Source organism: Chryseobacterium gallinarum (assembly GCF_001021975.1).
Classification (GTDB): Bacteria; Bacteroidota; Bacteroidia; order Flavobacteriales; family Weeksellaceae; genus Chryseobacterium; species Chryseobacterium gallinarum.
On record NZ_CP009928.1, the window covers coordinates 3,561,407 to 3,573,967 of the forward strand.

Consider the following 12,561-nt stretch of genomic DNA (forward strand, 5'->3'; position numbering starts at 1 on the left):
ATGTACCGTCTCCCGGAATATATTGCTATGAAGCTAACTCCATATCAATCTACCTTCTATAACGAATGGATACTGAATCCATCCAGAAGTGACTACAATATTATCTTTGACCAGTCTATGTCCGGATATGTTGATATCCAACGGCTGAACTCAAGCTTAGTCAGATTTGTTAACAATAACTTACTGTTGAACAGTAATGTTGTAAGTGAATCAGAAAATCTGGTCTGGAAGCGCAGGCCTTTGCTTTCTGAAGATACACAAATAGTAACATTTATTGCCGAAGAACCCGGCGATGATGAAATTTTACAACTTGCCTTACACCCTTTTGATTTAGAAAAAGACCAGTTAGCCAGATTTTATGCTATTAAACTGAATAATGGTGGATACAGAATTATTCATATATTTTCCCATATTCTTGTTGACGGATTAAGTGCAAACAGTATTTACGCTGAACTCAGCGCTTTTTACAATGATCTTAACTATGTAAATCCTATCAGCCTCACAGAACAGAAAGAACGATACGAAAAACTGAGAAATCAGCTTGAAGATATCCTTACAAAAGGAAAAGCAAAAATGTCCGAATTCTGGAAATCAGAGTTAAAAGAAGTTGAAAATATTGGTTTTAAATTTTTACAAACCGCAGATTCACTCCTCCTTGATTCCCAGGAAAAAGAACATGCCCTGATCAATCCTGTCAGTGAACTCCGTTTTCATTTTCCGGAATCAGTATTTCTTAAAGTAAGACAGCTGATCTCAAAATATAAGCTGACTCCATATACCTATGGACAATTGGTTTTTGCTGTTTTATTACATAGAATTTCAGGAGTTAATGATTTGGTAATCAATTATCCTGTTGGGATTACAGAGGGGCAGGATTTTATCTTTGGGGCTCATATTAATACGATTTTAAAAGGATACAGGTTCGGGCAGAAGACTTCTCTTCAGGATCTTATCCATCAAAATATAGAATATAACAATCAATTAAAGACAAGCAAAGCCAGATATCTGCCTATTGAAGAGCTTATCAGCTATGCACCAACTTCCAATATATTAGAATTTGGGTTTGTTCAAACCAGCCTTAAGGATGTGGTTATTCACTATGAAGGCGCCAGTAATGTGATCATTAACAGTGATCTGAATGTAGATTTAGTTGGAACGCTGTCATTTGAACAGGAAGTAAGGGATGGTCAGATTAATTATAAGGTCCGGTACGCAAACCAGAAGCTTGATGCGGAATTGATAACCAATTTTGTAGAGATCTATCAGAGGTTGTTTATTGAAATACTGGAAGATTTATTGGAAGGAAATGCAAACAAACTCATTTCCCAATATGAACTTTTAAATGAGAATTCTTATCAAAAAGTTATAGATGCCTGGAATACAATAGATAATAATCATCAGGATCGTAAAACAATTCATAAAGCGTTTGAAGATCAGGTTTTAAAAACCCCAGATGATACTGCATTAGTCTATCAGGAGGTTAAACTCACTTACCGGGAGCTTAATGAACGTTCAAACCGTTTAGCGCATTATTTAATCAATACTTTTGATCTTCAACCCGATGAATTGGTTCCATTATGTCTGGAAAGATCAGAAAATATGTTGATTGCAATTTTAGCAGTATTGAAATCCGGAGCTGCTTATGTTCCTATGGATCCTTCCTATCCTGTAGACAGAATTGAACATATTCTCAAAGATACGAAAGCCAGAGTCGTTATTGGAGAAGAGGATACGATAGAGAAAGTAAACCACCTTTCTGTACAGTGTCTTTCCTTAAATGATTTGAATTTCAGTATTCTAATGAATTCGCAGGAGTTCTCAAATCCTGTAACCGGGGTTTCTGCAGACAATCTGGCTTATGTAATTTATACCAGTGGAACTACAGGACTTCCGAAAGGAGTAATGGTAGAGCATCAGAGTGTTATCAATGTAGTGGATGGTGTAAGAGAAGCATACGGCTTTTCTGAAGGGGAAAAAATAACAGCCTATACTTCTTATGTTTTCGATGTTTCCGTATCTGAATTTTTTAATGCTTTATTATATGGAAATGAGCTCCATTTATTGGATGAATCAACTAAAAAAGATGCAGATCTGATAAGCAGATATTTGCTAGACAATGAGATCGCTTATACCTATTTGCCGCCGGTAATGTTATCTGTTTTACCGCGAGTAGATTATCCTTCGGTGAAAGGTTTTCTGTATGCAGGAGAACCCTGTGATTATGAGACAGGAAAATATTGGTCGGAAAAAAAGGTGCTTTATAACCTCTACGGTCCTACAGAAGCAACTATTTATGCGATATACAAACAGATAGAGCATGGGGATGTTCATGTTATCGGTAAGCCTGTAGGAAACAGTTCCGCCTACATCATGGATGCTTGCCAGCAGTTGTCACCGGTAGGAGCCGTTGGAGAATTATATCTGGGCGGAGCAGGCATTGCAAGAGGGTATCTGAATCGTCCTGACCTCACTGAAGAACGTTTTATCAAAAACCCTTTCCAGACTGAAATCCAAAAACAAAAAGGAGTAAACGGGAGATTATATAAAACCGGGGATTTGGTTCGATGGCTTCCTGATGGAAATATAGAATACATTGGCAGAAATGATTTTCAGGTAAAAATAAGAGGGTACAGAATAGAATTGGGAGAAATTGAGGAAAGATTATCTCAGCATCCTGATATCAAGCAGTCTGTGGTTTTAGCCAAAGAAAATAATACAGGAATGAAATACCTGGCAGGGTATTATGTTTCTGAAGAAGAACTGGATGACGAAAAGCTGACAGAATATTTATCAGAAACATTGCCTGAATACATGGTGCCAAGTGTTTTTGTACAACTAACAGCTTTACCATTAACCATTAATGGAAAATTAGACAGAAGACAGCTGCCTGAACCTGAATTCAGTGGCGAAAGAGAATATACCGGTCCTGAAAATGAACTGCAAGAGAAACTATGTAATATTTATGGGCAAACTTTAGGACTTGAACCCACCAGCATTGGTATTCATGATGATTTCTTCCGGCTTGGGGGAAATAGTATTATGGCGATTAAACTCATCGGTAAGATCAAACAGGAGCTTGAAATTCCGGTTAATGTATCTATGGTATTTGGACATAAAACAGTGGCTTCATTATCTCATATACTTGATAAAAATAATGTTGTTTCTCAACCTGTAATCATCAATGCAGTACCAGTTTCGAAACCTGAAGAACAACGTTTGTCTTTTGCACAGGAAAGACTTTGGTTCATAGAGTCTTATGAAGGAAGCAGCAGCGTTTATAATGTTCCGATGGTGTTTAAATTGGGAGAACATGTCTCCATGGAACTTCTTCAGCAGGTTTTTGATCTGTTAATGCAGCGTCATGAAGTATTACGAAGTATTATTCTTACCACAGAAGATGGAGTAGGATATCAGAAGGTAACCGACGAAAAGCTTAAGGTTCATTTCGGACAGGTAGAAACCAGAGCGGAACTTGATCAGGCAATAGATGAGGTGGCGAATAAAGTTTTCCATCTGGATCAGGAACTTCCGATAAGCGCTTCTGTTTTCAGGATGAAGGAAAATGATTATTTATCTGTTGTTATTCACCATATTGCTTTTGATGGGTGGTCTACAGAGGTTTTCATCAATGAATTCAATACTATTTACCAAGCGCTTATCGAAGGGAAAAATCCTGAACTTCCGGTATTATCAATTCAATACAAAGACTTTGCATTATGGCAGAGAAACTACCTTTCCGGAGAAATACTTGATGAACAAACCTCTTATTGGAAAAATAAACTGGAAGGATTCCAGACTCTCGATCTTCCTTTAGACTTTAAGAGACCGGCCCACGTTTCATATACCGGAGCCACAGTTTATTTTGATCTCCCGGAGCAGCTTGCTTCAGATGTACAAAAAATTTCAAAAGATCTGGGCGTAAGTTTATACAGTGTGATGCTGAGTGGCTATTATCTGATGTTATCCGCCTATTCGGGGCAGGATGATATTATTGTAGGAAGTCCCGTTGCCAACCGTCACCATGCCGGCCTTGAAAATATCATAGGATTCTTTGTCAATACCTTTGCTTTAAGAGAAACAATAGATCCCGAACAGGACATAAAAGATTTCATTGTACAGGTTTCAGAGTCTATCACCAATGCCCAGTCTCATCAGGATCTTCCTTTTGAAAAACTGGTAGAGGAAATGGGGGTAGAGCAGGATAATTCCAGAAACCCGATTTTCCAGGTGATGTTTGGAATCCAAAGTTTTGAAGACAAAATTTTCCATAAAAATAACGATGCAGTCCTTCTTCCTTTTGATGGAAATATAGACTATAAATCTGCCAAATTTGATTTAACGATGATGATTGATGTTCATGGAGATAGTATCCGTGGAATCTTCAATTATGCAGTCGCTCTTTTCAAAGACGAGACTATTATCCGTATGAAAGAGACGTATGTGCTTATTCTTAACCAACTGGTTGAAATAGGAAGTACGGCTTCAAATAATAAGACCATTAAGAACCTTCAGCTTCTGAATGATGAAAATTATCAAAAGGTTATAAAAGACTGGAACAATATAGAGTACGATTATCCTGAAGGGCATACCATTCACAGATTATTCGAAGATCAGGCAGCAAAAACTCCAAATGCTACGGCATTGGTCTACCAGAATATCAAATGGTCTTACCAGGAGCTGAATGAAAGAGCCAATCGTTTGGCCAATCATCTTATTGAGACCTATGATGTAAAACCTGATGAGCTGATTCCTATATGTTTAGAACGTTCGGAAAATATGCTTGTAGCCATTTTAGGTGTTTTAAAATCCGGAGCTGCCTATGTTCCGATGGATCCGCAGTATCCGGCAGACAGAATCCAGCATATTCTTCATGATACTCAGGCGAAAGTAGTTCTTACGGATGAAGTTTCGAAAGATAAAATTGAAGCAGAGGATGTACAGGTTATATCCTTAAATGATCCTGCATTTAAACCCGTTCTGGAAACAGCATTGTTTCATAACCCTGTTACAAAAGTTACCCCGGAGAATCTTTCGTATGTCATTTATACCAGTGGTACTACCGGTATGCCTAAAGGGGTCATGATTGAGCATCAGAATGTGGTAAATGTCGTTTCACAGATCAGAGATGCCTATGGTTTCAGCGAAGGAGAGAAGATAACAGCTTATACCTCATATGTTTTTGACGTATCAGTATCAGAGTTTTTTAATGCCCTGCTATATGGGAATGAGCTGCATATCCTTGATGAAACTCTTAAAAAAGATGCCGATGCCATAAGCCGTTACCTTTTAGACCACGACATTGCTTATGCTTATCTGCCGCCGGTAATGCTTTCGGTATTGCCAAGAACAAAATATCCTTCTCTGAGAGGAATGCTGTATGCCGGAGAACCTTGTGATTATGAAACCGGGAAATACTGGTCAGAATATACCAATCTTTATAACCTTTACGGACCAACAGAAGCAACCATTTATGCAACTTACAAACAGGTAGAGCATGGTGATGTACATCTTATTGGACGTCCTGTCGGAAATACTTCAGCCTACATACTTGATGCGAATTACCGCCCCGTTCCTTTGGGTGCAATAGGAGAACTTTATCTTGGCGGAAACGGAATCGCAAGAGGATATCTGAACAGACCGGATCTTACCAGTGAACGTTTTATTGTAAATCCTTTCCAGACTCCAGTACAGAAAATAAGAAGTAAAAATGAAAGAATTTACAAGACCGGAGATTTGGTACGCCTTCATCCGGATGGAAATATTGAGTATATCGGCAGAAACGACTTCCAGGTAAAAATTCGTGGGTACAGAATTGAATTAGGCGAAATTGAAAACAAGCTGCAGGAATATGCAGGCATAAAGCAGGCCGTGGTTCTTGCCAAAGAAAATAAGGCAGGAATGAAGTTCCTTGTCGGATATTATGTATCTGATGAAGTTGCAGATGAAACTAAGCTTTCAGAGTTCTTATCGGAAACCTTACCGGAATATATGATTCCTGCAGTGTATGTGCACCTTGATGCCCTTCCGTTAACCATTAACGGGAAATTAGACAGAAGAGCCTTACCGGAACCAGAATTTACCAGCATCCAAAAATATACAGCTCCACAAACAGAGCTTCAGGAAAAGCTTTGCCATATTTATGGGGAAATATTAGGACTTGATGCTGAAGAGATCAGTATTCATGATGATTTCTTCCGTCTGGGAGGAAACAGTATCATGGCGATTAAGCTGATCAGTAAGATTAAAAACCAACTGGATCTCCGCATTCAGGTAACTACTGTATTTAATCATAAAACAATTGCTTCTCTTGCCTCTTTTCTGGAAACAGAATTCCAGGAAGAAAATATACATATAGAGCCTGTGATGGTTTCCTCACCTGAGGAGCAGCGTTTATCTTTTGCACAGGAAAGACTTTGGTTTATTGAAGCATATGAAGGTGGTAGCAGTGCCTATAATATTCCAATGGTGCTTACTTTAAACTCAAATGTACAGCTGGAAGAGCTTCAAAAGGCTCTGGAAACAGTCATTATGCGTCATGAAGTCCTTCGTTCTGTAATCAAAACAACAGCAGGAGGAATAGGATATCAGGTGGTTACAGATGCTATGCCGGAATTCAAAATGGTAGAAGTTCACACAGAAAAAGAGCTGGAAACGGCTATTAATACTGCGGCTAATAAAGTATTCCGTTTAGAAGAAGAACTTCCTTTGGATATTACCCTGTTCAGACTGAGAAATCAACATTATTTATCCATAGTGGTTCATCATATCGCATTTGACGGATGGTCTGTGGATATTGTGTTAAAAGAAATTCAGACAGTATATGAAGCTTTAATTAACAAAACGGCTCACCAACTTCCTGATCTTCCTGTTCAGTATAAAGACTTTGCCCTTTGGCAGAGAAATTACCTGAAAGGAGAGGTCCTGGATAAGCAGATTAATTACTGGAAGGGTATATTAGAAGACTTTGAATCCCTTAATTTACCGTTAGATTTCAAACGTCCGGCTCAGATTTCTTATGAAGGAGCTGCCATTTATTTTGATCTTTCTCCGGAAGTTGCCTCAGGATTGAGAGCGATTTCCAGAGATCTTGGAGTAAGTTTATACAGTGTAATGTTAGGTGGATACTACCTGATGCTTTCCGCTTATTCCGGGCAGCATGATATTATTGTAGGAAGTCCGATTTCCAATCGCCACCATGCAGGACTTGAAGATATTGTCGGTTTCTTTGTTAACACATTGGCACTGAGAGGAAATGTTAATGCAAATCAGGATTTTAAAAATTTTATTCTTCAGGTATCCCAATCTGTAACAGAAGCACAGGCTCATCAGGATCTTCCATTTGAGAAATTGGTGGAAGAACTGGGTGTAGAACAGGACATGTCCCGTCATCCGGTGTTCCAGGTGATGTTTGGGGTTCAAAGTTTTGGAAGAGAGACCCAAAAAGATGCTCTATTCTCCCTTTTTGAAGGCGAAATAGATTATCAGGCAGCGAAGTTTGACCTGACCACGATGATTGATGATGGAGAGGAAAAGATAAGAGGAATGTTTAATTATGCTGTTTCTCTTTTCAGTAAGGACACGATTTTGGGGATGAAAGATACCTATGTTCTGCTTTTAGAGCAAATGGCGGCGATGGGTACCGAAAATACAGCGAAGGTTAAAATCAATGATTTCCAGTTCCTTAAAGATGCAGAGTATAAAAAAGTAACAGAAGACTGGAATAATACTGGTTCTGAATATCCTTCCGATAAAACCATTCATCAGCTGTTTGAAGATCAGATAGCAAAGACTCCGGATCATATTGCTTTGGTATATCAGGATGTTAAACTTTCCTACAAAGAAGTAAACGAAAAGTCAAACCGGTTGGCTAATTTTCTGATCGGAAAATACAATATTCAGCCGGACGAAATTATCCCTCTGTGCCTGGAACGTTCTGAAAATATGCTGATTGCTATTTTAGGAGTACTGAAGTCCGGAGGTGCTTATGTGCCGGTTGATCCATCATATCCTTCAGACAGAATAAGACATATTCTTAAGGATACCCAGGCCAGATTGGTGATAGGTCAAGAGAATACAATTGAAAAATTACAAGATCAGAATGTTGAACTTATTTCTCTGGATGAGGTTCAATATAAGGCACAGCTGGAAATACAAGATTCAGATAATCCTATTACCAGTACAAAACCTGAAAATTTAGCCTATGTGATCTATACCAGTGGAACAACAGGGCTTCCGAAAGGAGTAATGGTAGAACATCGGGGAGTATCAAATCTTGCCACTCAATTTGCTAAAACTCTTGGGTTGGTTTCTAAGGATGTAAAGAATTGTCTTTGGTATGCCAACTATGTTTTTGATGCGCATGTAGCCGAACTTTTTCCAGTCATTACTCATGGCCATAGTATTTATCTGTTGGATAAAGAAAAACAGACTGATATTGCAGCATTGCAAAATTATATCAGTGAAAATGATATACGAATTGCAAACATCCCTCCTGTATTGCTTACCAAGGACTATATTTTACCATTGGAAAAGCTTATGGTGGCGGGAGATGTAACCAATCCACAATTGATGGCCCTTTATCAGAAGGAAGGAGTGGATATTATTAATGCTTATGGACCTACGGAAGGAACGGTATGTGCCACTCTTCATTACTACAAACAAGACAACAATCCACTGAATATAGGCGGGCCTATTGGGAATATGACATCCTATGTCCTGGATGAAACTTTACGTCCGGTTCCTGTTGGAGGGATAGGAGAACTTTATATTGGAGGAGCAGGGATTACCAGAGGATATCTGAACCGTCCTGAGCTTACAGAAGAACGTTTTATAATCAACCCTTTCCAAAGTTCAGAAGAAAAGTTAGAAGGTAAAAACGGAAGATTATATAAAACAGGGGATTTGGTGCGCTGGCTTGCTAAAGGCGAACTGGAATACCTGGGCAGAAACGACTTCCAGGTGAAAATCCGTGGATACAGAATTGAATTAGGAGAAATTGAAAATACATTAGTACGTTATCCGGGAATCCGCCAGACAGCAGTTATTGCTAAAGAAAATAAAGCCGGATTGAAATATTTGGCCGGATATTATGTCTCTGATTCCGAAATAGAATCTCAGCATCTTTCAGAATATGTCTCAGCATCTTTACCGGAATACATGGTTCCGGGGGTATTTGTTCATTTAAATGCTTTACCACTTACAATTAACGGAAAACTGGATAAAAAACAGCTTCCTGAACCCGAATTTACAGGCAGTAAAGACTATATAGCTCCACAAACCGAACTTCAGACCAGCCTGTGCCAGATTTATGGCAGTGTATTGGGAATTGATGCTGAAACGATCAGTATCAATGATGATTTCTTCAGGCTAGGAGGTGACAGTATTATCAGTATTCAGCTGGTAGGAAGAATCAGACAACAGTTGGATGTAAAGATAAGTGTAAAAGAAGTCTTTACGTCCCGGACAGCTGCTGCTTTGTCTCTACTTATTGAAGAGAAGAAACATAGCGAGCAAACACAGATTGTAACCGAACAGGGACTCCTTACTGGAGAAGTTTCTTTACTTCCGGTTCAGGAGTGGTTCTTTAGCCAGAAAGAACAGGGATATCTGGGCGATTTCAACCATTGGAATCAGGCTTTCCTTGTCAATGTTCCTGAACTGAATAAAGAATTACTGGAAGAATCTATCCAGTATTTGATAGAAAGACATGATGCATTCAGGTTAAAATTTGAAAAAAGTAATAATGGGTATATTCAGATGTATGGAAATACTCAGATTTTCCCTTCTTTCAAGCAGTTGGATGCTTCTGGTCTGAATAAGGAAGATCTATCAAAAATCCTTACAGAATGGCAATCAGGTTTTGATATTGAGCAAGGTCCGTTGTATCAGATTGGGTACATTCATGGATATGAAGATGGCAGTGCCAGAATTTATTTTGCTTTTCATCACTTGATTATTGATGCAGTAAGCTGGAGAATTATTGCAGAAGACATAAAGAATATTTACCAGTCTCTTGAAAAAGGAGATAGGGAAAAAGTACTTTCTCATACAAAAGGAAGCAGCTACCGTCAATGGGTAAATGCTGTAAAAAGCTATCATTCTGAAGATCCGGAAGCCAGAATCAAAGAATTATTATATTGGAATACCAATGCAGAAACCACAGAAACTCATAATAAAGTTCTGAATCGTTTCATAACAAAAGATTACAGCCACAGCAGTCTGATTTTAAACAAAGAGATAACTGAAACTTTACTCCGAAATACGCATCATGTTTATCAGACCCAGATCAACGATCTGTTACTTTCAGCTTTGTCCGTTTCTCTTTCTGAATTGACAGGAGAGGAATCTCATTCTGTTCTTTTAGAAAGTCATGGCCGTGAAGAAATATTCCAACAGCTTGATATTACAGAAACAGTAGGCTGGTTCACGACCATGTTCCCATTACTTTTGAAAACTGGAAAAGGCTTGACAGATACTATTGTTTTGACTAAAGAATCCCTAAGAAATGTTCCTCATAATGGAATTGGTTATGGAAGCTTGGTTGGATATACAGAGCGTGAGCTGCCAAAGATCAGTTTCAATTATTTAGGGCAATTAGATCAGGAAACAGGAGAAAAAAGCTGGTTTATTGCAGGTGAAGATGCCGGTTCGGGAATAGGAAAAAATAACCGCGACAGTCATTATATCAGTATGAATGGTGCCGTTGTGGATGGACAATTACGCTTTGAAATTGCAGGTTATCTGTCTGAAGAACAGCTTGAACTGTTTGCAGAAGACTTTAAAACCCATATTGAAACCATCGTTGAGGTTCTTTCTCAGGAAACCCAAAGTTACCTTACCCCTTCCGATGTAGATCATGTAGTAGATTTTGAACAGCTTGCAGAGATCCAGAAGAGCGGAGAAACAGAAGGTGTATATCTTGCCAACAGTTTACAGGAGGGATTTGTGTATCACGCTTTGAATCAGGGAGAAACCGATGATGCCTACAGAGTACAGCTATTATGGGATTACAATGCTGATCTTGATATTAAAAACCTTAAAAAAGCCTGGAGCCTTACCCAGGCTGCCTACCCGTCATTAAGGATGAGGTTCGACTGGAACGGAGAAATTGTTCAGGTTATTAATAAAAATGGAAATGTAGACTGGCGTTATCAGGATATCAGTGAGATAAATGAAGATGCTCAGGATACATTCATTAAAGATATTACAGCAAAAGACCGTTTGGAAGGGTATGATCTTTCCAAGGGAGACCTTTTCAGAGTATACCTGTTTAAACGTTCAAAAGAACAGTATACCTGTCTGTTCAGTAACCATCATGCTATTTTGGATGGATGGAGTATACCTGTTATCCTTAATAGTATCCATACTCATTATCTGAACCTTACGAAAGGGCAGAAGGTTTCTGTTACACAAGATCGTGCTTATACAGATACCCAGAAGTATCTTCGGGAACATAAAGAAACTGCCAGAACATTCTGGAATACTTATATGCAATCTTTGGAAGATCAGGAAGACTTAAGTGGGCTCATTAAAGCATCTCAAAGACATATTGATTTAGGAACATACCGTCATATCCAGGAGCATCAACAGGTAAAAATGACGATTGCCGATGATAAGTATGACTTGCTTAAAGCCTTTACAAAAGCTCACGGATTAACGGTAAATGCAATATTACAATACCTGTGGCACCAGCAGTTGAGAATCTATGGCGGGTTAAGTACAACCATTGTAGGAACAACGGTATCCGGACGAAGTTTACCAATTGATGGCATTGAGTCTTCTGCAGGGCTATACATCAATACTTTACCACTGATTGTTACCCATGAGGAAGGAAAAGTGATTGATCATATCAGAGAAATTCAGGACAGAATAAGTGATATCAATACCCATAGCGATATTAACCTGGCAGAACTTCATCATGATGGACGCAGAATTTTCAGCAGTTTATTTGTGTTTGAAAACTATCCTGTACCGGAAGGAGAAGATCAGAATGAACTTGGCTTTGTTTTCAGAGATGCCGTGGAAAAACTGGATTATCCATTAGGTGTTGTAGCTTTTGAAAGAGGAAATGAAGTTTCATTAACCCTAAATTATGAAGGCTTCCTGTTCGAAAAAGATACGATGAACCAACTGATTGAAGGAATGGAAACAATCCTTGATCAGATGATTGATCATCACAATATAACATCAGGCCAGCTTTCTCTTGTCACGGAAAAAGAATATAAAAATCTTACAGAAGTCTGGAATGATAGCTGGAATGGTATTTCCATACAAAAGACTATTCATCAGTTATTTGAAGAACAGGTTTCAACAACTCCGGATCATACAGCGCTGATATATAAAGATATAGAACTTTCTTATCAGCAACTGAATGAGTGTGCTAATCGCTTAGCCAACTATCTTACAGCGAATTATAGCATTCAACCGGATGATCTGATCCCTCTTTGCCTGGACCGCTCAGAACATATGCTTATTGCCATTCTTGCGGTAATGAAAGCGGGTGCAGCTTATGTACCTATAGATCCGTCATATCCTGCCGAAAGAATACAGCATATTCTAAAA

General features: G+C 38.7%; 1 protein-coding gene (running past one end of the window). It reads left to right on the plus strand.

The window, feature by feature from the left end:
* A protein-coding gene (locus OK18_RS15970) for a non-ribosomal peptide synthetase (RefSeq protein WP_082129212.1) crosses the window boundary here: on the plus strand, positions 1-12,561 show its beginning. It continues 31,704 nt past the right edge of the window; the window shows 12,561 of its 44,265 coding nt (coding positions 1-12,561); its start codon is at positions 1-3; its stop codon lies beyond the right edge, outside the window.